Source organism: Clostridium transplantifaecale (assembly GCF_900626075.1).
Taxonomy (GTDB): domain Bacteria; phylum Bacillota; class Clostridia; order Lachnospirales; family Lachnospiraceae; genus Otoolea; species Otoolea transplantifaecalis.
The window spans coordinates 478,341-499,951 of the sequence record NZ_UYZY01000001.1 but is presented as its reverse complement, the minus strand read 5'-3'; the positions used below and the strand labels follow the sequence as shown (position 1 = coordinate 499,951).

At 49.5% G+C, this 21,611-nt stretch carries 20 protein-coding genes; 4 read left to right on the top strand and 16 right to left on the bottom strand.

Annotated elements, in window-relative coordinates:
* Positions 1-2,190, top strand: a complete 2,190-nt coding sequence (locus EJL91_RS02205) for a M1 family aminopeptidase (protein ID WP_125140323.1) — start codon at positions 1-3, stop codon at positions 2,188-2,190.
* Positions 2,183-2,890, top strand: a complete 708-nt coding sequence (locus tag EJL91_RS02200; RefSeq protein WP_125140322.1) for a hypothetical protein — start codon at positions 2,183-2,185, stop codon at positions 2,888-2,890. The genes EJL91_RS02205 and EJL91_RS02200 overlap by 8 nt, the downstream gene beginning before the upstream one ends.
* 126 nt (positions 2,891-3,016) lie before the next feature.
* Here the strand turns inward: EJL91_RS02200 and EJL91_RS02195 are convergent, their stop codons facing one another.
* Both EJL91_RS02195 and EJL91_RS02190 read right to left on the bottom strand, forming a co-directional pair.
* Positions 3,017-4,156, bottom strand: coding sequence for a DUF4097 family beta strand repeat-containing protein (locus EJL91_RS02195; protein WP_164516731.1), 1,140 nt, complete (start codon positions 4,154-4,156; stop codon positions 3,017-3,019).
* A gap of 406 nt (positions 4,157-4,562) precedes the next feature.
* Positions 4,563-4,874: a LysM peptidoglycan-binding domain-containing protein gene (locus tag EJL91_RS02190; protein WP_125140320.1), complete on the bottom strand. Its 312-nt coding sequence runs from the start codon at positions 4,872-4,874 to the stop codon at positions 4,563-4,565.
* Between the two features lie 174 nt (positions 4,875-5,048).
* Between EJL91_RS02190 and lexA the strand changes: the two genes are divergently transcribed.
* A complete protein-coding gene (lexA, locus tag EJL91_RS02185) occupies positions 5,049-5,663 on the top strand; it encodes a transcriptional repressor LexA (RefSeq protein WP_125140319.1) in 615 nt (204 codons plus the stop codon).
* 105 nt (positions 5,664-5,768) lie between these two features.
* Here the strand turns inward: lexA and EJL91_RS02180 are convergent, their stop codons facing one another.
* The 10 genes from EJL91_RS02180 to EJL91_RS02135 form a co-directional block, all read right to left on the bottom strand.
* Complete coding sequence (locus EJL91_RS02180) at positions 5,769-6,491, bottom strand: DUF554 domain-containing protein (RefSeq protein WP_125140318.1); 723 nt, start codon at positions 6,489-6,491, stop codon at positions 5,769-5,771.
* Between the two features lie 137 nt (positions 6,492-6,628).
* Complete coding sequence (gene rsfS, locus EJL91_RS02175; RefSeq protein WP_125140317.1) at positions 6,629-6,985, bottom strand: ribosome silencing factor; 357 nt, start codon at positions 6,983-6,985, stop codon at positions 6,629-6,631.
* Positions 6,906-7,655 (bottom strand): bis(5'-nucleosyl)-tetraphosphatase (symmetrical) YqeK, encoded by a 750-nt coding sequence (yqeK, locus tag EJL91_RS02170; RefSeq protein WP_125140316.1) that lies wholly within the window; start codon positions 7,653-7,655, stop codon positions 6,906-6,908. The genes rsfS and yqeK overlap by 80 nt, the downstream gene beginning before the upstream one ends.
* Before the next feature lie 78 nt (positions 7,656-7,733).
* Entirely contained in the window at positions 7,734-8,342 is a 609-nt protein-coding gene (nadD, locus tag EJL91_RS02165; RefSeq protein ID WP_125140315.1) for a nicotinate-nucleotide adenylyltransferase, read from the bottom strand.
* A gap of 21 nt (positions 8,343-8,363) precedes the next feature.
* On the bottom strand, positions 8,364-8,660 hold the full coding sequence (gene yhbY, locus EJL91_RS02160; protein WP_125140314.1) for a ribosome assembly RNA-binding protein YhbY: 297 nt from the start codon (positions 8,658-8,660) through the stop codon (positions 8,364-8,366).
* Between the two features lie 46 nt (positions 8,661-8,706).
* Positions 8,707-9,990 (bottom strand): GTPase ObgE, encoded by a 1,284-nt coding sequence (gene obgE, locus EJL91_RS02155; RefSeq protein ID WP_125140313.1) that lies wholly within the window; start codon positions 9,988-9,990, stop codon positions 8,707-8,709.
* A 160-nt stretch (positions 9,991-10,150) separates the two neighbouring features.
* Positions 10,151-10,441, bottom strand: a complete 291-nt coding sequence (rpmA, locus tag EJL91_RS02150) for a 50S ribosomal protein L27 (RefSeq protein WP_125140312.1) — start codon at positions 10,439-10,441, stop codon at positions 10,151-10,153.
* Positions 10,442-10,444: 3 nt separating this feature from the next.
* On the bottom strand, positions 10,445-10,774 hold the full coding sequence (locus EJL91_RS02145) for a ribosomal-processing cysteine protease Prp (protein ID WP_125140311.1): 330 nt from the start codon (positions 10,772-10,774) through the stop codon (positions 10,445-10,447).
* A gap of 8 nt (positions 10,775-10,782) precedes the next feature.
* The gene (gene rplU, locus EJL91_RS02140; protein WP_003503953.1) at positions 10,783-11,091 is read right to left on the bottom strand and encodes a 50S ribosomal protein L21; all 309 of its coding nucleotides are present in this window, start codon (positions 11,089-11,091) and stop codon (positions 10,783-10,785) included.
* Positions 11,092-11,248: 157 nt separating this feature from the next.
* Positions 11,249-12,676, bottom strand: a complete 1,428-nt coding sequence (locus tag EJL91_RS02135; protein WP_125140310.1) for an MATE family efflux transporter — start codon at positions 12,674-12,676, stop codon at positions 11,249-11,251.
* A gap of 313 nt (positions 12,677-12,989) precedes the next feature.
* Here EJL91_RS02135 and EJL91_RS02130 point away from each other — a divergent pair, with 313 nt between their 5' ends.
* Positions 12,990-14,282, top strand: coding sequence for an MFS transporter (locus tag EJL91_RS02130; RefSeq protein WP_125140309.1), 1,293 nt, complete (start codon positions 12,990-12,992; stop codon positions 14,280-14,282).
* A 32-nt stretch (positions 14,283-14,314) separates the two neighbouring features.
* On the opposite strand, the gene EJL91_RS02125 is transcribed toward EJL91_RS02130, so the two are convergent.
* From EJL91_RS02125 to EJL91_RS02110, 4 genes are all read right to left on the bottom strand, one after another.
* Positions 14,315-15,580 (bottom strand): ribonuclease E/G, encoded by a 1,266-nt coding sequence (locus EJL91_RS02125; RefSeq protein WP_341466937.1) that lies wholly within the window; start codon positions 15,578-15,580, stop codon positions 14,315-14,317.
* Positions 15,510-16,226 carry a TIGR03936 family radical SAM-associated protein gene (locus EJL91_RS02120; RefSeq protein WP_125140308.1) on the bottom strand — a complete coding sequence of 239 codons (717 nt, stop codon included), beginning with the start codon at positions 16,224-16,226 and terminating at the stop codon, positions 15,510-15,512. The genes EJL91_RS02125 and EJL91_RS02120 overlap by 71 nt, the downstream gene beginning before the upstream one ends.
* Positions 16,201-18,075: a TIGR03960 family B12-binding radical SAM protein gene (locus EJL91_RS02115; RefSeq protein WP_125140307.1), complete on the bottom strand. Its 1,875-nt coding sequence runs from the start codon at positions 18,073-18,075 to the stop codon at positions 16,201-16,203. The genes EJL91_RS02120 and EJL91_RS02115 overlap by 26 nt, the downstream gene beginning before the upstream one ends.
* 343 nt (positions 18,076-18,418) lie before the next feature.
* Positions 18,419-21,193, bottom strand: a complete 2,775-nt coding sequence (locus EJL91_RS02110) for a transporter substrate-binding domain-containing protein (protein ID WP_125140306.1) — start codon at positions 21,191-21,193, stop codon at positions 18,419-18,421.
* Positions 21,194-21,611 lie beyond the last annotated feature (418 nt).

Below are 21,611 nucleotides of genomic sequence, written 5' to 3'. Positions count from 1 at the left end.
ATGGAAATGTTCTCTCTGCTGCGTGTGGAACTCCACCGTCTGCTGCGAAACAGGCTGACCTGGCTGGCGGCGGCGCTCACCGCCCTGGCTCCCCTGGCAGGATACTCCTTTTACCGCCACACATTCGGAGATTCCATGTCGGCTCTTTACCTGGCAAACCCGATGCTGGCCGGAGGTATGGCCGGTACAGTCCTGTTCGCCCTGCTGATGCTTTGCAGTCTGGATCAGCCCATGCGAAACGGTACATCCGCCCTTGTGGAAACCATGCTCTCTCCCATGGCGATGAACGCGGTGCGCCTGCTTGCGGTCATGACATGCGGGATACTCACCGCTCTGTCCGCCGGTCTCCTGTACCTGCCCTACACGGCCTGGAAGTTAAACATTGTCTTTTCATTTTCCGGCTACTGGTTGTCGGTGATCCTGTTTTTATTGTCCGGCCTGATTATGGGCGCTGTTTTGGCCGCGGCCGCCATTCAGATTACAGGCAGGCTTGATGTGAGCATTCTGGCCGTGCTGGCAGGACTCGTATTTTCACAGGGCCGGTGGTGCAGCCAGTATTTCCTGGCGCAGTGGAATGTTCCGCTTGTCTCCACCCTGTCCGACGCATTCGGAAGCGCCGTCGTATGGCGGACCGCTCTCTACAGCCGTCTTGTCTGGCTTTGTATCCTGGGCGGTGTGTGGCTGCTCTCGCTGCTGTGTGTGCGGCAGTATGGCAAAGGCGTATTCGCATCCTTTCTCCGTCACGCCGGAAAACCGGCGGTTCCGGCCATCGCACTAACGGCGCTGGGCCTGGGAGCCATGCTGTGGCAGAAACAGCCGTTCGTGGACCATTCTCCCGAGGACTGGCCTTCCTATGTAGAGGAGGACCGTTATAACCGGTATCTGTTTACCGACGGCACGGAAATCCAGGCATCCATTGACAGCTTCCTTCTCGGCACCATTTCCGGCCGGGCCGTGTATCAGCTCCGCAACACATCGGGCCGGGAGCAAAAACTGTACTTGGACTTAAACAGCGGATATCAGGTGCGTTCCATCACGGCAAACGGCCGGAAACTGGCTGTGGAGGATTTAAAAAACGACTATATCGCCTCCCGGGAACTGAGCTGCGTTCTGCCTTCGGATCCTGAGATTACCCTGACTATTGAATACGGCGGTATGCCGAGGATATGGAATGCACAGGAAAGTCTGCTTTCCGGGGACTCCATAAGCGGCAGCGGGATTGAACTTTCGGGCAGTGCCGTCGCCCCGACGCTGGGAGCCTGCGCCGTCATCGGAGATGAAAACGCACCGGTTACCCTGAAAATCACCCTGCCGGATTCGCTTACGCCGGTTTCTACCGGTTCCGCGGAGAAACTTTCGGAAAATGGGGACGGTACCGCCTCATGGCTGATATCCGACCAGGGTACCGACCGCCTGCGCTTCTTTGCCGGAGACTACATTTCCACGGAGCTTGCAACCGGCAGCGGGATGCCGATCCGCTTCTATTACAGCCGCAAATACCAGTCCAGACTGGAAAACGGCGCTATCGGCCTGATGGAACAGGCGGTGGCTTACTGTGCGGAGCATTATGGTCCCCGCTCGTTCACGGAGGATAAACCGTTCAAGATCGTCCAGATGTCGGCCTTTCTGTTTGGAGGATTCGCAAACCGCAATATCAGCGGCATGGGTGAAACGTACTTCAGCGATGAAAACCTAGCCGATCCCGACAAAGGCGCGGCGGGCGCCGAGGTATTGGCCCATGAAATCATCCATCAGTGGTGGGGACTGGGTGCTACTCTTTATGATCCCGAAGATAATTTATGGAACGATGAGGGCATCACGGTCTACACGACGTACCGCCTTATGAACCAGATTATGGGTTCCGGCTATGCAAAAGAAAACTATGTCGATAAATGGATAGACACCGTTTCTGATCAGCAGGCCTCCTTCTATGACCGCCATCCGGAGTATCTGAATCGGCTGCCGGAGCGCTATGCCGGTGAAATCAGCGCTGCCCGCAGCGCCGCAGGGTGGTACGACGGAAATGCCCTGATGATTTACAGAGCTTCCCAGAAGCTGGGTGAAGAACGGCTGGACGGGATCTTGTCCCATCTCTATACGGACTGTATGACGGGAGACTCCGAGGCGATCACTCTGGATGATTTTCTGGAAGCATGCGGACTTGAGAAAGGAGAGATTGGACGTGAATAAGGTATTTTACTATGAACTGCGCAGAACGGTGTGCAGCCGGTTTTTTGTGGGCCTGACGGCTATCATGCTCTGGTACGGACGGCAGATACTCAGCACCTCCACCATCCTGGGAGTGGCCCATACTGCGCCATTTTCACCCTGGAGCTTTGGAAGCTATCTGGCTTCTCTGATGCCGCTTCTGAACGTATCCCTGCTGTTTTTCCTATGGAACCAGTGCAATCACAAAGCGCGTCAGGTGGAGGCGCTTGTGATTACATCATCTGCCCACCCGTGGCAGTATCTTCTTATAAAGTGCTGTGCCGCCGGAGCAGCCTGGTTGATTTCCGCACTCCTTGCCGCAGCGCTGGGAGTGGGATTTTTACTGAATCTCTTTGGCCCTGCGGTACCTGTTGCACAGTTTTCTGTGCCCGCCGCCCTGGTCCTGCTTCCCTCGCTCGTATTTGTGCTGGGAACCGGCCTGCTCGTGGGCCGTATGCATTCGGGACTGCTGTTCGTAATGATGGCTGTTGTCTTCGGCTGGGGTTCTGTGCCGGTTCCGACGGCGGCGGAACTTTACAGGCAGGATCTTTTTACCCGGTATCCGTTGACGCTTCCTAACCTGGATCCCGCATTTACTGTGCCGCCTGAGGCCGTCATCGGCTCCTGCCTTTTTATCCTGGCCGGGGCGGCCGCACTTGCCTTCTGCGTGCACAGGGAGTAATAATTCTGACAAGCAACGAAAAACTTCCTTTATGGTTCCCAGTCTGCTATACGGCAAACCATTCTTAACCATAGAGGAAGTTTTTATAATATATTAAAATTCTTCAATATACAGCTTGAATTATTTCTATTTGCGTTCTGCGGAGCCGAAAACCTCTTTAATCTGTTTCTCGCTCATCTCCTCCACTCCCAACAGTTTTCCCTGCTTATACTTTGCCTGCAAAAAAACGTCGGAATCCGCGCCCTGGTTATAATACCGGTCTTTGCTTCCGCTTCCTGAATCCGTCCTGTCTATAAATCCGCGTACCGGTTCACCGTAATAATACAATTCCCCGCGGCTCACTGCATACGACAGGCCATAGGGAGTGTATTCCTTATACGGAATATCCGTTTTAATTGTTCCCGGATCTATGGCTTTACTACCGGCAAAGATTACATTAATATCACCTCCATCAACGCTCACCTTCAGTTTTGATGAACCTCCCTGGCGTGCGCAATGTTCTCTGTATTCAGTGCCGTCCACGCAAATATCTCCCAGATCTACCGTAAGATCATATTGATATGTATCGGCTTTCGCCGTTGTCTCCATCCGGACGTCGCCCAGATCATTATCGATGGTGACAGTCCCCTGTATGTTTCCACACAATAAGACATCACCGGCATCGCCCCTCACCGATGTTGACCGGGATATTTTGCTGTCCAGAACCTGTAAGTCTCCCAGATCGGTGTCCACTTTTAGTGTCTGCATGGAAACCCGGTTTAACAGGATATCCCCTGCGTCGCAGTATGCCTGCATGGATGTGATGTTCCGGTCCGCTATCTGGATGCCGCCCAGATCCGTCTTTACGGAAACCTGATCCAGAACGGCTGTTTCCGGCAGGTAGATGATGACCTGGCCTCCGATGACTCTTTGAAGTCCAAGAGAACCATGCTGACGGGTAAAGACGGAAAGTTTGCCGTCTTTCACCTGATAATCCGGTTTCAGCCGTTCGTCACACCACGACATCTCGATCCCATACTCCGCCGCAGTTAAGAAAGTGACATCGGCAAGCTCTACGGCAATGTCAATATTGGTAAAAGGCTCCAGTCCCATCGCCGTCTCTCTTTGCAGAGTGTCCGCCACGGCTCCTCCCCCTTTTGCAGAAGTCGCGGCCCGAACGGTCCGTCCCCCGGCGCTTGCGGTAAAAACGGATGTCCCGGCTAATAAAAGAGTCATCATGGACACTGTTGCAATTTTATACATACGCCTCCCTGTAATTCTCTTCATACCTTCGTTCCCCTTTCTAATTTGTTTCCGTACTTCCGGAAAGAATTTGCTTTTATTCTGAAACTCCCTGTATTTTTCAGGTTCCAGGTCCCCCATAAGCGACGCGCTGTCCGCCATGCGACAGACCGTCCGCAGACAGCAGATTTCTGTAATAAAAGATGAGCATCCAATTTCTATAACGATACAGCCATGGATATTTCTTCAAAAATCGGTATTCCTTCTCAAAAGCTTCATATTACTTCTTCGCCCAAGTGCGCTTCCTGCCCGGAGGGCTTTTTATATCCTAGGAGCTTCTAGGATATAAGCTTCTAGGATATAAAAAACAGCGGGCAGTTTACCGCCGCCCGCATCTCCGGATAAATTGTTCGATTGTCCGCTCTTCTGTACACCCTCTGACTTGCACCCTCTAATATGTCTCAGGATCGACCCGGTAATAGGTGACGGTCAGATAATTCCCCGCATGAATACTGTCGTCAATCAGACAGTTCATGCTCTTTAACTCGCGCACATACTCCTCCATCGTCTTCGCCGAATGGTGGTTATACTTCTCAGCCAGGTTCCAGAGTGTGTCCCCCTCCTCCAGACGGATACTGGTGTAATATTTACTATAACTTACGGCCGGTTCCTCCTCGGCCATGGCCTGCATCAGATTATGCCCGAAAAATCCTGAACTCATCATAGCAAACAGAACAAGCAAAACAAGCATCCCCTTCTTCATCCCCATTTCCTCCTTAGTAAAGCAAATATATGTTCCAAACGTATGTTCTTATCTCTGCTTGTATTATAGCGGGCGAACATGTGTTTGTCAATACTTTTAAGTGAAAATACCGAACAAAGGTTTGCATTTTTTTCGAACATATGTTACTATTATACATACAGAGGAGGTACATATATGGCACAGGGTAAAATTACCGATAAACAGAGAGAAATATTAGAATATATTAAAGAAACGATACTAAAGAAGGGCTATCCTCCGGCTGTCCGTGAAATCTGCGAAGCCGTGCGGCTCAAGTCCACATCCTCCGTCCACTCCCATCTGGAACAGCTGGAGAAGAACGGATACATCCGACGCGACCCTACGAAGCCACGTACGATAGAGATTATAGACGACACGTTCAATCTGGCCCGCAGGGAAGTGGTCAATGTTCCGCTGTTAGGTACCGTTGCCGCCGGAGAACCGATTCTGGCTCAGCAGAATATTGAGAACTATTTCCCGATTCCCGTGGAGATGCTTCCGAATAAGGAGATCTTCATGCTGAACGTCAAGGGTGACAGCATGATTGACGCCGGCATTTTTAACGGTGACCGCGTCATCGTAGAACAGGCCAACACTGCAAGAAACGGAGAGATCGTCGTTGCCCTGGTGGAAGATTCCGCCACGGTCAAAACATTCTATAAAGAGAAAGGCCATATCCGCCTGCAGCCTCAGAACGCCTCCATGGAACCTATCATTCTCGATGATGTACAGATCCTCGGCAAAGTAATCGGCCTCTTCCGGTTAATGTAATTACAATTTTAAGACGGAGTATTAAGAGAAGGCGGACATTGATCCGGTCCGTTTCCTCTTAATACTCCGTCTTTCTGATCTTGAACTATGTACAATGAAAAAATCCTAAAAAAACGGCAGAAATGCACAGGCCACGGCAAAAATAAGAGCCGGGAGCATATTGGCTACCTTAATCTTCTTCTGGAACATCAGATTGACACCTACACAGAAAATCAGCATGGAGCCGACCATCGACATATTGGCTACCGCCTCCGGCGTCAAAAGCGGCTCTATCACCCTGGATAAAAGCGTAATGCCTCCCTGGAACAGGCCAAGAGGGATAACCGAGAAGATACAGCCTTTTCCCATAGAAGACGCCATAACGAACACGATAATCGCATCCAGAACCGCCTTTGCACAGAGCATGGAGATGTCACCCGTGATTCCGTCCTGGATTGCGCCGACAACGGCCATGGCGCCGATACAGATCGTCAGGGAGGTGGTGACAAAGCCATCCACAAAGCGGCTGTCGCCGCCGCTTCCGGTCTTAACCTTGATCCACTCTCCGAATTCCTCCGTATGCTTTTCAATATTCAGAAACTCTCCCAGCAGCGCTCCCAAAGCCAATGAGAAAATAATCATCATTGTGCCTCCGGATACAATCACGCCCCCGTCCACCGACAGCATCTGCGCGAGTGTTCCGCTGATGCCGAGAAAAATGACGCAGAGTCCCACGGCCTGTATCAGAATATTTTGAAAACGCTCCGACAGTCCCTTTTTTATCATCATACCAAGAATACCGCCGCCGATTACCCCGGCGCAGTTTATAACAGTTCCAAGTCCAGGCATTTTATAACCTCTGTTCTTTAAATTCTGAAAACTCGTGCATCAGTTTACATAATAAAGTTATGTCAACCAATGCACGAGTTTGATTTTCTTTTCTTAGTTTCTTACCTCTTCCATTCTAAAGGAACGAAAACGGTCTTTTACTGTAAATCGTCAATGCTCGCGATCTGTTTTCCATCTCTCCAGATACGCTCCAGATCATAGAACAGCCTGTCTTCGCGTGAAAATACATGGACAATGATATCATTGTAGTCCATCAGTATCCAGTTGGCTGTATTGTAGCCTTCTATCTGACGGCACTCATGGCCTTCCTTCAGAAGCTCCTCTTCCACATTGTCGGCCATGGCCTGTACCTGGCTTGAGTTGCTTCCATCCGCTATGATAAAATAATCTGCGAGAATGGATACTTCCCTGATATCAATGATTCTGATATCTTCTCCTTTTTTGTCTTCCAGTGCTTTTACGGCGATTTTTGCCATTTTGCTTGCCTGTGTCATTCTGTGATATTTCCTCCTTTAAATCTGCCAGAGAACCCATTTGGGTCACGGCTTCTTCCATTCTGCGCATTCTCTCTGCGTCACAATATTCAAAAGCAACTCTGGTCATATCGTCTATATAAGCGCCGGATTCCTCTAAATACCCGAGAATCCCCTTCATAATCTGGTATAGGGCCTCATCGAGATCTTCAAATGCCAGCTTTCTTATCTCAGGAAGCCGTGGCGCCCTGTCTCTGCGCGGTTCTATATAATCCGCTATATAAAGTATCTTGTCTAAAAGCCCCATGGCCGGTTTGCCTGTGGTATGGCATGCGATAGCCTGCAGTATCTCGGGATCGTCGATCCCATATTTATGTTCCGCCATCCAGGCTCCCAGTTTCGCATGGATCGTGGCCGGCGCATTCAGTTCATTTTCGGTCAGTTCAATTCCTTTGCTGCGGCACTTTTTGATGATTGCCGCCTCATCGTACCGTTTTGCACAGTCGTGAAGCAGGCCGGCCATCTCCGCTTTCTGCAAATCATACCCATACCGCATGGCCAGCGCGATACATGTATATGAAACGCCGAGTGTGTGCTCGTAACGCATCGGATGTAATTTGCCCTTCAGATGTTCCCGGATCCTTACAAACTCGGGGACCGGAAGGTCTTTATATGAATTTTGTTTACTCATCTTACGCCTCCCCGGCAGGGATTCTCCTTACCGTTCAGCCTGAATCTGCTGCCTGAAGACTCTGCCGGTGACGAAGTGTCAGAGGTAAAGTCCGTGTTCTTTAATATACCGGTACACAGGCTGAGGGATCAGACCCTCCACCGGCTCTCCGGAGGCAATCCGCTCCCGGATGTCCGCGGACGCCACATCGATCTCCATACAGTGGAGCCTCATGATCCGTGCACCGTACTTTTCTTTCAGATATTCGATCTGGGTATCCAGAGAACGCTTCTGTTCCTCACATTCGCGGCCCGCAGCAAGAAAGGTGACCGCACGCAGCACATATTCGGGCCGATACCATTTTTCAATATCGTGGATGGAATCAGCGCCCACAATAAAATAAAATTCCGTATCCTTATATTCTTCCCGAAGAAGGCGCAGTGTATCCGCTGTATAGGTATTCCCTCCCGGACGCCTCACTTCAAAATCGGAAAGGCAAAAATAGGGAGTTTCCCCGATTGCGGCCTCCACCATGGCGCAGCGGTCCTCGGAAGATGTGATCCTGTGATCTCTTTTATGGGGCGGGGTCTTTGAAGGCATATACCATACAAAGTCCAGGTCATATTCCTTATAAGCCTGATGCCCAAGCATCAGATGGCCTACATGGATTGGGTCAAATGTCCCCCCCATAATTCCGATTCGTCTCATAGCCTGTCCAGGCTCCTTTCTTTACTTGGGCAGAACGATCTTTCTCTTTTTCTCGTCCTTTGCCTGCTTGTAAAGCACAATTTTTTTGCCGATTACCTGGACAACCTGGGATTGTGTGCGCTCAGCTAATACCTCGGCAATCTCATTGCCGCCATCCATACAGTTCTTCAGAACACTTAATTTAATTAATTCCCTGGCCTCCAGAGCCTCTGCCACAGCCGTGGTCAGTTCCGGGGTAATACTGGCTTTTCCGATCTGAAATATCGGATCCATTGTCATTGCAAGGCCTTTCAAGTAGGCTCTCTGTTTACTCGTCATTAATCTTACGCTCCCGCTTTCCTCTTAAATTCTTTACTGTATCGTTTTATTTATAATAATCAAATTCCAGGCCGTACATGCGGACGGTATCACCCTCTTCGATTCCGGCCTCTTCCAGATCGGCAAGTATTCCGCCGTCTTTTAAGAATTTCTGGAAGAACTGGAATCCTTTTTCCGAGTCGAGATTGGTGTAACCGAGCATCTTGTCAATCTTCGGTCCCTCCACTACAAACACGCCGTCCTCGGTGCGTTCTACCGTGTATGGAAGGTTTTCCGCCTGGAACTGGTATTCAAATTCTTTTTCGAATATAATCGGTTTCCGATCCACTGTCTTTAAAAGTTCGTTGACGTGATATAAAAGTTCTTTCACTCCCTTGCCCGTTACGGCAGAGATAGGAAATACCCTGATTCCCTCCGGCTCGAACTCTTTTTTGAGGCGCTCAATCGGATCTTCCTCTTCGCCGTCATAAATTGCATCTGTCTTGTTCGCTGCAATCACCTGCGGACGTGTGAGCAGTTCTGGGTTATAAGCTTTAAGCTCCGCGTTGATTGCCCTGATATCGGCGACCGGATCACGTCCTTCCGTGGATGCTGCATCCACGACGTGAACCAGGACTTTTGTTCTCTCAATATGCTTTAAAAAGGAATAACCAAGACCGATTCCCTGGGATGCGCCCTCGATGAGGCCCGGGATATCCGCCATAACGAATCCCTGTCCCTCGTTTAAATCCACAACTCCAAGATGGGGGTTGAGGGTGGTAAAATGATAGTTGGCAATCTTCGGTCTTGCGTTGGATACCCGTGAAAGCAGCGTGGATTTACCCACATTAGGGAAACCTACCAGTCCGACGTCGGCAATTACCTTCAGTTCCATCTGAATCCAGAGCTCCTGCGCCGGCTGTCCAGGCTGGGCATATTTCGGAACCTGCATCGTGGAAGTGGCGAAGTGCATATTTCCAAGGCCGCCTTTGCCGCCTTTTAAGATGACCTCGCGGCGGTTCTCGCCGGACATGTCGGCAATTACTTTGCCGGATTCAAAATCCTTGATAACCGTGCCTTCCGGAACACGGATTACAAGATCCTGTCCATTCGCGCCGTGGCAGCGTTTCTTACCGCCCTGTTCCCCGTCTTCTGCAACATATTTACGGACATGACGAAAATCAGTCAGGGTGTTGAGACCGTCATCCACTTCAAATATAATATCTCCGCCTTTTCCGCCGTCCCCTCCGTCCGGGCCGCCGGCGGCTACATAAAGTTCCCTGCGGAAGCTAACATGGCCGTCTCCGCCTTTTCCGGATTTTATAAATACTTTTGCACTATCGGCAAACATAAATTTCTCCTTTCACAGGTGCATTAAGATAACACCGTGTTCCATACCGGGCCAAACTGCACTCCGGCTCCACCGGTGTTTGAATGCCGGGCGCAGGAAACCTCCGCCGGACATTTAATGAAAAAACAGCTCCATACATTATGGTATGGAGCTGTCTGAATTATTCGTTAATTGCTCTTGGGTATACAGAAACCTGTTTTTTGTCTCTGCCCTTTCTTTCAAATCTGACAACACCGTCAACCGTAGCGAATAATGTATCGTCTCCACCGCGACCTACGTTGATGCCTGGATGAATCTTTGTTCCACGCTGTCTGTACAGAATGTTGCCAGCTAATACGAACTGTCCATCGGCTCTTTTCGCTCCTAATCTCTTAGATTCGGAATCACGGCCGTTCTTTGTAGAACCAACACCTTTTTTATGAGCGAATAACTGAAGGTTCATTTTAAACATGAGTTACACCTCCTTAAATCGGATTTTGATATATTCCTCTCCATATGCCTCTTCTATATTCTTAAGTCCAAGAACAAGCGAGTCCATAAGGAGTTTTGATTCTTTACTGACTTCCCCGGTAAACCGGAATGTAAAATGCCCTGTCTCTTCCTCCACACTGCCGTCAAACCCGTCGTCGGTAAACCGTTCGACAGAATTCGCCATGTTGAGGGCAAGCGCTGATGCGGATGCACATATTATGTCCTTTCCGTACTCATCATAACCGGCATGGCCTTTTAATTCAATTCCCCTGGTATTTCCTTCAGAATCTGAAAATACGTTTACTCTTATCATGGTTTTAATTAAGCATTGATCTTGTCAATCTTAACTTCTGTAAAGAGCTGTCTGTGACCATTCTTCTTATGGTATCCAGATTTTCTCTTATACTTGTAAACGATAACTTTCTTGCCTTTTCCTTCTTTCACTACAGTTGCGGAAACTGTAGCTCCGTTAACGGTTGGGCATCCGATCTGCATCTCGCCGTTGTTAACAGCAAGAACCTGATCAAAAGTAACTGCTTCTCCAGCAGCTGCACCAAGTTTTTCAACTTTGATTACATCGCCCTCGGCAACTTTGTACTGCTTACCACCTGTTGCAATAATCGCGTACATATGGCACCTCCTATTATCATTACTCGCCAGCTTCGGCGGCTTTACGCACTTATAGCCTCGCTGTGCGGCACACTAGATTATACTAGCATTTTCCAGACTGGTTGTCAATCATTATTTTAAGATTTTTTCACCATTTTTGAGCGCCGGGAATACCCGCTTATTTGGCCGGTTCACGGCGTAAAAGTTCATCCTTTTTCCTGATTTTACAAAACAGCAGAAAGGCGACAATGGCTCCCACACTCTCCGCCGCGATAAAGGAAACCCAGATTCCGGCCAGTCCGAACGGTCCGTGCAGGAAATAGGACAGCGGAAGGGTGATGACAAGCTGTCTAAGTAAAAATACCGCCAGGGAGTCGAGTCCGTTGCCTATTGCCTGGAACATAGTCGGAAGGATGAAGCCCACCGACGCGGGAAGGAAGCTGACCGCAATAATACGGAGCGCCGGAATCCCGATCTCAAGCATCTCTTCATTCGCATGGAATAAGGAAAGTAATGTTCCCGGTATGCTCTCAAACAGCAGACAGCCTACTCCCATGATCAGCAGACAGATTACGGCGCTGTATTTAAGGCACACCAAAAGGCGTTTTCTGGAACGGGCGCCGTAGTTGTACCCCATGATAGGCATGGCTCCCTGGGAAAGGCCGCTGGCGGGCATAAAAACAAAGGTCTGAAGTTTATAATAGATTCCGAACAGGGAAACCGCCGTATTGGAAAACTGAATCAGAATTGCATTCAGTCCCATCACAAGGAGACTCCCCAGCGCATTCATACAGGCATTCGGCACGGCAACGGCAAGAATCTGGCGTACGACCGAACCGTGAAAGCGAAATCCCTTAAAGCGCAGCTTCACATCGTGGGGAAATACCACAAGGACCAGGAACGAGAGGCTCATGGCGGTGAGCTGGCCGATGATTGTCGCAACGGCCGCTCCCGTGACACCCAGGGACGGACATCCGAAGTATCCGAAAATCAGGATCGGATCCAGTATAATATTAATAACCGCACCGATGGCCTGCAGCGCCATTGGAAAGAGCATCTTTCCCGTGGCCTGAAAAATCTTTTCGATACAGATATGGATAAACGGCCCAAAACAGAAGCCCACGCAGATTCTCGCATAGAGGAGGCCGTCTTTCAGGATTGCCTCATCGTTTGTAAACATCCGGAAGAATGGGCCGATGCCGAATGCACCGATAACCACAAATAAGATAGAAGCGGCGGCGGCAAGAAGAAGGCCGTGGACCACCGCGCTGTCCGCTTCTTTTTGTCTGCGTTCTCCCAGTTTCCTGGCGATGTAAGAATTGACGCCGACTCCGATTCCCACCGAGCAGGCAACAATCAGGGTCTGCAAGGGAAACGCCAGCGACACCGCCGTCAGGGCATTCTCACTGTACCGCGCTACAAATATACTGTCCACTATATTGTAGAGAGACTGTATCATCATGGACAGCATCGGAGGAAACGCCATGGATAAAAGCAGCGGAAGCACCGGCTTTGTCCCCATCTTATTTTCCTTTACCGGCTCCGCCACGGATGCCGCATAACCAGTCTCTGTAAAATCCGTCTTATCTGTTTCTATTGTTTCCATATTCAAACCTCCCAAATCATAAATCTAAAGTTACTGTTAACACTTTCCTGTGATATAAAAAACAGCCCTCTCCCTGCTTTGGTAACATAAAAGCAGTAAAGATGGGCTGTGAACAGCACTTATATAAAAATGCAACCATGCCATTCTACCATAGAGAGTGTAAGCTTTCAAGTCCCTAAAAAAAAATGGACAATTTCCGTTATTATTCACAGTGCAATGCAATGTGAACAATAACCGATTTCCCGCCCATACTTCTTGTCCGGTTTCCGCATCTGATGTATAATGGCTTTGATTATACCTGGAGGATATGAATATGAAAAACAATGTACCTGTTTTGGCACAGCGCCCGTCCGGATTTTCCCTGTTTCTGCGATGCTGCTACGGATATCTAATCAACGGAATGGCCGTCCTGATCATCGGCTCCATCCTGCCTTCCCTGATGAAAGAGGGAGGACTGAGTTTTGCCGTGGCCGGCGCCATGCTGTCCTGTATGGCGGTGGGGAATTTTCTGGCCTGTTTTCTCTTCCCTCTCCTTTCTTCACGGCTGGGAACCCGCCTTTCGATCGCTTCGGCAAGTTTTCTGATGCCTGTGGCCCTTTTTCTGCTGACGTTACTTCCTCCCGTGCCGGTTCTTTATCTGCTGATGTTTCTCTGCGGGATTGGCAGGGGAAGTATCTCCATCATCAATAACCGGGCGGTCAACGATATCTTTGAACATCCGGCAAAGATGCTCAATTATCTCCACTGCAGCTTTGCCGTGGGTGCATTTCTGGCTCCGCTTGCCACGGCCATGATGATAACGGCCGGGCTTGGCTGGAGAGCTATTGTCTATATCATCACCGCGCTCTGCGCCAGCTCCGCGCTTCTCTACGGAACAGCCGATTACTCGGTTATGGAGAACGCCCAGGCCCGCCCCGCTCAAAACAGGGAATCCGAAGCCGCGGCCGAACGGTTATCCGGCAAAACAACGAAAAAGCAGCCGGGAACCGAAGGTTCTCCCACCGCCTTCCTGCGCCTCCCCGATTTTTACTGTATCAGCCTTCTGCTCTTTTTCTATCTGGGCCTTGAGAACTGCGTCAACGGCTGGTTTGTCACTTATCTGCAGAGCACCGGGCTGGTCTCGGAGGCCTATGCTTCCACTCTGGTTTCAATTACCTGGATCGTCATCATGGCAGGAAGGCTCTTCTGTGCCGCAATGCTGGGCCGGTTTTCACAGGGACTGCTGATTCTGATCCACTGTCTGGGCAGCCTTGTCTGTTTCCTGTTTCTGATCGGCTCCCACAGCCTGATATCCGTCACGGCCTCTTTAGCGGGACTTGGCTTTTTTATGTCAGGAATTTATCCGGTCTGCATCGCCGATGCCGGAATCTATATCAAGGGCTCCACGTTGGGAATGTCGGTTCTGACCGCCACCTCCGCCCTCGGCGGCATAATGGCGCCGCAGCTAATCGGACTGATTGCCGACCGCACCGGAATGGTCCAGGCCATTACCTTTCTCGCTGCCAGCGGTTTCTGTATGGCCGGGCTGGCCGCAATTCACCTGAAAGCTGCGCCGCATATTATAAGGAAGCGGCCTGAAGGCTACGAAATAAAAAAAAGAAACTGAGCCTCTCAGTTTCCAAACCATAAGGCCAGGTATTATTCCCTGGCCTCTTTCAGCATCTCGTAGAATGGTCTTCTCACCTTTTTTCTTGTTATCTCCACAAGTCCCAGCTTTGTCATTTCCACCAGCACGGTTTTGACCGGATCTTTTCTCAGCTCTTCTTCCAGGCGGGCCAGCAGAAGTTTCTTATGCTCTTCTTTCGTCATATCGATAAAATCCACAATGATGATTCCCGACAGGTTCCGCAGGCACAGCTGTCTTGCCGTCTCGGCGGCGGCCTCCAGATTGATCTTAAGGATGGTGTCGTCCACGTTCTTTTTTCCCGTATATTTCCCGGTATTGACATCCACGACTGTCAGCGCCTCCGTCGGCTCGATAACGAGATAGCCTCCCGATTTCAGCCAGACCCGGCGGCCGGAAGCTTCCTCCATGGCAGATTCCAGGCTGTACAGCTTGATCAGGGGAACCGCTGAATCCTCATAAAACTTAAGTTTTGCCGCATCATCCGGCTGGTTCTCTTTAAGATAGTCTTTCATTCGCTTATGGCACTCCGGAATATCCGTGATAATTGCCTCCAGGCTGCCGGCGTACGTGTCGCGTAGTCCTGCAATATAAGAAGGCTCTGCGCTTTCCAACACGGAATAACAGGTCCGGCAGGCGGCTTTTGACAGCAGCTCCTCCATCCTCTCCTTAAGCGCCAGCAGTTCCCGCCCAATCGTCTCCTTTGCCGCACCCATGGCATTAGTCCTGACAATCACGCCGAAACGTTCATCCTTCAGTGCGTCCAGATATTCCTTTACTTCCTCTTTCCACTTCTCGTCCCGGATTTTCACGGAGAAACCGACCTGGTTTTTCCCCATGGTAAGGACAGCGTATTTGCCGGTAAAGTTCAGGTAACTGCTGAGGACGGGATCTTTTGTCTTCACCGCATCCCGCGCCACCTGAACTACCAGCTCATCCCCCTGTTTAACCGTCCGGTCCGGACAGAGCGCCGGAAGACGGTCGGCAAACAGATGGGTCCTGTTCTCCGTCAGGCTGTAGTATCCCGTCCTCCCTCCGCCTAAATCCACAAAAGCGGCATTGATATTTTTTACTATATTCTGCACTTTTCCAATATAAATATTACCCAGGAGGCTGTTGCTCACCTCCTGCTCCAGATTCAGGGAGCGGCACTTGCAGTCGGCCATCAGTGCAGTCAGGATCGTTCCCTTCCATTTGGTTACAATCAGTTTATTCAATCTCGGCTCCGTATTCTTCCAATGCTTTAAATTGATGGTTCCCTTCTCCACCCTCGTCGGCATAGACTTCCTCGCGCTGCACCTGGAACCCGAAGACAGGATATTCCTGTCCAAGGAAACTGTAATAAGCGCCGATAATCTGCTCCGGCTTTACGTTGGCCGTGCTGCCGGATGAAATCTTTAAAAAGATCCGGGTATTCTCATCCGTCAGATACGCCTCGTAAATATAGGGACGCAGATCCATGGTCTTTTCACCCTTTTTGGTCTTTTTTACAATCTCGATCGAATCGCTGCCGCAGAAGTCCAGAAGGCCTTTCATGAATCCGGGGACATCCTCCGGCTCATACTCCTCTTTGAACCATACCGTATAATCGGCGGCGGCCACAAGGGACATTGCATTTTTTGCGGCGTCATCCAGTTTTCTATAGCTCAAAACACGGAAACCTTCCGCATTTTCCCGGTTGATCCGCTCCATCATTGTATGGGAATCCTCTGTGGAGTTCACCTCAATATCCACATACTCCCCATTGCTTAATATGCCTACTCCGAGCGGGGAGGCAAAAGACATGATTTGATGCGGGCTGAAGCCCTCGCTGTATCGGATATCCACATCCGCCCTTCTCATCACCTTCTGAAAATAACGCATAATGTCGAGATGGCCGATAAATTTTAACGGGCCTTGCTTACTGAACTTCATTCTTATTTTCATAGCAGACCCCTCCTTTATATTTTGCCACACCGCAGCCGGAACATTTTGCACGGCAGTTCGGCGTCACGGTCTCCCTGACCGCATTATTCCATTCACGTTTTAAGAACTCTTTTGTCACTCCGGCATCGATGAAATCCCATGGGAACACTTCATCCAGGCTGCGTTCCCTTACGGTATAGAAATCAATGTCCACACCGCAGGTTTCAAATGCCTGCATCCAGATTTCATTGTGGAAATGTTCCGACCAGGAATCATAGAGGGCCCCGTTCTTATATGCCTCTTCCACCACGGCCGCCACCCTGCGGTCGCCCCGCGCCAGCACGCCCTCGAGGACGGTCAGATCCGCCTCATGCCAGTTGTAGCGCAGGCTCTTGCGGTTGAGCATTTCCTTCATCTTCTTATTGACAATGTACGCCCTGTCAAGGAATTCCTGCTTCGTGCACATTCTGGCCCACTGGAATGGGGTAAACGGCTTCGGGACAAAGAAGGAGGAGCTGGCGGTAACCTGAACTTTTCCGTTTCGTTCTTCCTTTGGAATATTATAGTATTCCTCGGCCACTTTTTCAGAAAGTTCTGCAATTCCCTCCATGTCTTCCACCGTTTCAGTCGGAAGACCCAGCATGAAATAGAGTTTTACGCGGTTCCACCCGCCCTTGAATGCCTGTGCGGACCCGTTCAGGATATCCTCCTCAGTCAGACCCTTGTTGATGACGTTACGAAGACGCTGGGAACCGGCCTCCGGCGCAAAGGTTAAACTGCTCTTCTTGACATCCTGCACCTTGCTCATAACATCCAGTGAGAACGCATCGATTCGCAGGGACGGAAGGGACACGTTGATGCCTTTGCCGTCAAACTCCTCGATCAGGAAGGTCACCAGCCCCTCTAGCTGCGTATGGTCGCTGGAGCTTAAGGAACTGAGGGAAATTTCCTCGTGGCCCGTGCTTTTTAACATCTTATATGCCAGGTTCTTTAGCTCTTCAAGACTTCTTTCCCTCACGGGACGGTACACCATGCCGGCCTGGCAGAAACGGCAGCCGCGTATGCAGCCGCGCATAATTTCCAGGACAACGCGGTCCTGGGTTACCTTAATAAACGGAACAATCGGCTTTTCCGGATAGCAGGTATTTTCCATTTCCAGAACAAGCTGTTTTTCCACCTTGTCCGGGGCATGGGGATTCACAGGAACCATACGGTCGATAGTTCCGTCCTCCTTATACCATATCTCATAGAAAGAAGGAACATAGATACCGGGTATTTCCGCCGCAGCTTCCAGGAATTCTTTTCTGGTTCCACCGCGCTTTTTAATTTCTTTATAGCGATCCAGAAGCTCGAAATAAACCACCTCGCCCTCGCCGATGTAGAAAAGATCAAAGAAAGGCGCAATCGGCTCGGGATTATAGCTGCACGGTCCGCCGCCGATCACAATCGGATCCTCTTCCGTCCGGTCCTCCGCATGAAGCGGGATATGGGCCAGATCGAGGACCTGCAGGATGTTGGTATAGCACATCTCATACTGGAGAGTAATTCCGAGGAAATCAAAATCCTTCACCGGATCCTGGCTCTCCATCGCAAATAACGGGATATTCTTCTCCCTCATGATCTTGTCCAGATCCGTCCATGGGGAATAAACGCGCTCGCAGTATACGTCCTCACGTTTGTTAAACATATCATAGAGAATCTGGATGCCCAGATGGGACATTCCTATCTCATATACGTCCGGGAAGCACATGGCAAACCTTACGTCCACCTGGGACGGATCCTTTTTTACCATGTTGACCTCACCGCCGATGTAGCGGGCAGGCTGCTGGATGCTTAATAACACTTCATCATTTAAAGCTAGTTTTCTCATTATTTTTCCTTATTTATTATGCTGTTTGCACAGTATTTTTGGTTTGCGCAAAGGGCCAAACTGAATTGAAAAGAGCTTGAAAATACGTCTTGCTTTGCTCTTTTTTGTTCCTTTTTCACCCTTTTTTCAAAAAAATCGGGCCCTCTTTTGAAAAAAACGACAAATTTTTTTAGCCCCAACTACTTAACACGGGCTAATACAATACGCCACAATGCATAATTATAAGGCATTTCACGGTATTAAGCAACACCATTCGGCAGAACATAATCAAGAAAGGACTGTGAAAATGCACAATCGATCACCTGCGGCTCATCATACGCTTTCCGTTCCCATTCCTGATTCTCTACCGTTTTTCTAACGATTCCAATATGGTATTATCTAACTGATTCACATCAAAAGGTTTCGGGAGGAAGCCGCTCATACCGCTTGCGGCAGCGTTTTCTCTGTCCTCTTGGAACGTGTTCGCCGTCATAGCCAGAATGGGCACACACCCGGCGTCCGGCCGGTCAATTCCGCGGATTTCCCGGGCTGCCTGAAGCCCGTCCTTCCTCGGCATATTGATGTCCATTAAAATGACATCGTAGTATCTTTCTGCGCTTTTCTCAAACATCTCTACGGCTTTCTGGCCATCCTCTGCACGGTCTACCGTCATTCCCTGTGCTTTCAGCAGTTCGATGGCGATTTCCGCGTTAAGGTCATTGTCCTCCGCCAAAAGTATCCTAAGCCCCTGCAGATACAACTGGGCTTTTGTTTCTCCACCGCTGTTTTCGGACAGTTCCCCTTCAAATACCGGAAGCACAATTTCAAAATAAAATTCTGCCCCTGCACCGGACTCGCTTTCCACCCCAAGTTCTCCGCCCATCAGCCGCACTAGACTGGAACTGATGGCAAGTCCCAGTCCGGTACCTGGCGCACGCAGATTGCTGCCTGGCGCCTGCTCAAAGGCACGAAAAATTCTATCCAAATCTTCTTTTGGAATTCCGATTCCGGTATCCTTGACATTGAACCGAAGGGACGCCGATTTTGAAGTGTGGCTTCGCTCTTCAATCAGGAGACAGACTCTTCCGCCCTTATCGGTGAACTTACAGGCGTTGGATAACAGATTAGTCAGCACCTGCTGCAGGCGCATCTTATCTCCGACAAAGCAGGTATTCTCAAGTTCACAAGAAACAGTAAGTTCCAATCCCCTCTCCTCTGCCAGCAAGGCAAACATCCCTTCGATCTGTGACGCTGTTTTCCGCAAATCAAACGGATTGTTTTCGATGGTCATTTTCTCGCTGTCAATTTTAGACATATCAAGGATATCCCCCAGCAGCGAAAGCAAGAATTTTGAGGAAGCGTCAATTTTAGCGAGATTTTCATCGATCTTTGGCGTCGCCTCGCCCGACATCCGGGCCAGGTTCGTCAGCCCGATGATGGCATTCATAGGCGTGCGGATTTCATGGCTCATCCGGGAGAGGAATTCTGATTTTGCCCGGCTGGTCTCCTCCGCCTTCGCAAGCTCCGTCTGCATAACCCGGCTCCGCATCCGGTAATAGCCAAACAGCATGACAATGATGGAAAGCAGAAGGATGATGCCAACACAGATCCCGATTACCATGACGGGATTGGTATACAGCAGCGTTTTCAGGGTGACGGATTCCTTCGCGATTGAGTTTGCTGCCAGAAAGACGTCCACCTGCTCTACCGGCAGATATTGAATGCATTTGTTGATAATAGAATAAAGCCTCAAATCCGATGAAGAGGAAACACCGACCCGCATATTATTGATGTAGCGGCCCAGCATCGCCCGGTTCATGCTATTGTAGTCGATCTCATTCAAAAAGAGGCCCGCGACTGGCGTATTGAGATACGTTATATCCGCCTCTCCCTTTTTTACTGCCTCCATGCATTCCTGTGCTGTTTCGTAGTATCGGACCGTCAGCACTGGATTATCTTTTGCCACTATTTCTGAAAGCTGATATCCTTTCGTCAGCGCCAGTGTTTCTATTTCACCGGAGCCATTGTGAGTGATCATGGTCGTTGGCGTGCTCAGATAATACAGGGTGGACTTTATGTTGTTTCTCCCATCCCAGAGGTAGTCACCGTCCGAATGGCATAATGCGTCTATTTTCCCCTGGCGCAGAAGCTCCAGCGCCTTGGACTGAGAATGTGCTTCAAAATGGAATGTAAGCCCGCTGTTGGCTGCGATGAAGCCAAATACATCGGCGCTTACGCCTTTGAACTCTCCTGTTTTTTCATCCTGATACGATAATGGAGAGAAATTTGGGTCATAGGCTACCACTACAGTCTTTTTTTCCTGAATGTACTGCAGCTCTTCCTTTGTAAATACCGGCTTCTGATTCGAGCTGGGTGCAAGGTATTTGTTATACAGATCCGTTTCATAGCCGGGATTAGCCAATACAATATTGTTCATAGCACGGTTTAATTCCGCTAGCAGCCCCGGCTCATCCATGGCAACCGCAAAATAGATGGGGCTGGGCGCAAACTGGGCAACGCTGCGGAATGAGCTGTTTTTACCAAGATGGGTGATCGCCACACCATCCACAGAATTCTCCTCCAGAGCAGCCAAAAGATCATTTGTCTCATCATATTCGATAATCTCAAGATTGACATCATGTTCTCTGCAGAACACTTTAAAATTTTCCCCATCCACACCGCCACGGATAATGCCGACCTTCATGTCCGCAAAGGCGGCGAAATCCTCATAATCATACCGCTCATCATCCATTCTCACATTTAGCGTTGTGTAGATATTGCACATCGGCAGGGTAACGAACTGCATCGCTTTCTCGCGTTCTTCGGTGTAATAGACAGCAGGCAGAAGATCAATCTCTCCTTTTACAAGCATCTCATAGGCGGCGATCCAGCTGACAGCGTCAATATACTCAAATTTAATATCGGTTTGTTTGGCGAGCTCCTGCAGAAATTCTATATTGAAACCAACATACTCTCCCTGCTGATTTTCAGACATATAGTCCCCATCCTCATAATATCCGACTTTAACAATTCTCGCTTCTGCTTCCGCCGCAAAAGCCGTCGGAGATACCAACGGGATCATCAAACATACAATAACCAAAAGTATGAATCGTATGAATCGTTTCAATGGAACTTTCATAACAGAACCTCTCTTTTTTCTCTCTGGTATGTACCTCGGATATTCACTTCCCTGCATATTGCTGTATCACCATATCATCCATATTCCTGACTTCAGTACAACGCATACAGAATGGCTCTGATAAACATAGGACTACGCAGAACTATTTATGTTTTTCAGCCTTGCTCATGTATGGTAAAGTCCATTATATCAATTTCTTCTGGAGAAAACAACAAAAAACAACTTTTCCGCTGGAATTCCGCGTGGAAAAATAGTTTAGATCTAGGCAGTGTCATGCTTTCCTTAGAAGCAGCTAAAACAGTGCGGTACCCTCTAAAAAAGTTAGAGAAGAAGGAACTTTTCAGCATTACTTCAGGCAAACGCGCCTCTGTGATTTACAATCTCCGGACCGGCTTTTCTCCTGCAGCATATGGCGTCA

Excerpts from the sequence above, each read along its gene's own strand:
- EJL91_RS02205 (WP_125140323.1), top strand. The coding sequence starts at position 1 with ATGGAAATGTTCTCTCTGCTGCGTGTGGAACTCCACCGTCTGCTGCGA.
- EJL91_RS02195 (WP_164516731.1), bottom strand. The coding sequence starts at position 4,156 with ATGAAGAGAATTACAGGGAGGCGTATGTATAAAATTGCAACAGTGTCC.
- EJL91_RS02190 (WP_125140320.1), bottom strand. The coding sequence starts at position 4,874 with ATGAAGAAGGGGATGCTTGTTTTGCTTGTTCTGTTTGCTATGATGAGT.
- lexA (WP_125140319.1), top strand. The coding sequence starts at position 5,049 with ATGGCACAGGGTAAAATTACCGATAAACAGAGAGAAATATTAGAATAT.
- EJL91_RS02180 (WP_125140318.1), bottom strand. The coding sequence starts at position 6,491 with ATGCCTGGACTTGGAACTGTTATAAACTGCGCCGGGGTAATCGGCGGC.
- rsfS (WP_125140317.1), bottom strand. The coding sequence starts at position 6,985 with ATGACACAGGCAAGCAAAATGGCAAAAATCGCCGTAAAAGCACTGGAA.
- yqeK (WP_125140316.1), bottom strand. The coding sequence starts at position 7,655 with ATGAGTAAACAAAATTCATATAAAGACCTTCCGGTCCCCGAGTTTGTA.
- nadD (WP_125140315.1), bottom strand. The coding sequence starts at position 8,342 with ATGAGACGAATCGGAATTATGGGGGGGACATTTGACCCAATCCATGTA.
- yhbY (WP_125140314.1), bottom strand. The coding sequence starts at position 8,660 with ATGACGAGTAAACAGAGAGCCTACTTGAAAGGCCTTGCAATGACAATG.
- obgE (WP_125140313.1), bottom strand. The coding sequence starts at position 9,990 with ATGTTTGCCGATAGTGCAAAAGTATTTATAAAATCCGGAAAAGGCGGA.
- rpmA (WP_125140312.1), bottom strand. The coding sequence starts at position 10,441 with ATGTTTAAAATGAACCTTCAGTTATTCGCTCATAAAAAAGGTGTTGGT.
- EJL91_RS02145 (WP_125140311.1), bottom strand. The coding sequence starts at position 10,774 with ATGATAAGAGTAAACGTATTTTCAGATTCTGAAGGAAATACCAGGGGA.
- rplU (WP_003503953.1), bottom strand. The coding sequence starts at position 11,091 with ATGTACGCGATTATTGCAACAGGTGGTAAGCAGTACAAAGTTGCCGAG.
- EJL91_RS02135 (WP_125140310.1), bottom strand. The coding sequence starts at position 12,676 with ATGGAAACAATAGAAACAGATAAGACGGATTTTACAGAGACTGGTTAT.
- EJL91_RS02130 (WP_125140309.1), top strand. The coding sequence starts at position 12,990 with ATGAAAAACAATGTACCTGTTTTGGCACAGCGCCCGTCCGGATTTTCC.
- EJL91_RS02125 (WP_341466937.1), bottom strand. The coding sequence starts at position 15,580 with ATGCCGACGAGGGTGGAGAAGGGAACCATCAATTTAAAGCATTGGAAG.
- EJL91_RS02120 (WP_125140308.1), bottom strand. The coding sequence starts at position 16,226 with ATGAAAATAAGAATGAAGTTCAGTAAGCAAGGCCCGTTAAAATTTATC.
- EJL91_RS02115 (WP_125140307.1), bottom strand. The coding sequence starts at position 18,075 with ATGAGAAAACTAGCTTTAAATGATGAAGTGTTATTAAGCATCCAGCAG.
- EJL91_RS02110 (WP_125140306.1), bottom strand. The coding sequence starts at position 21,193 with ATGAAAGTTCCATTGAAACGATTCATACGATTCATACTTTTGGTTATT.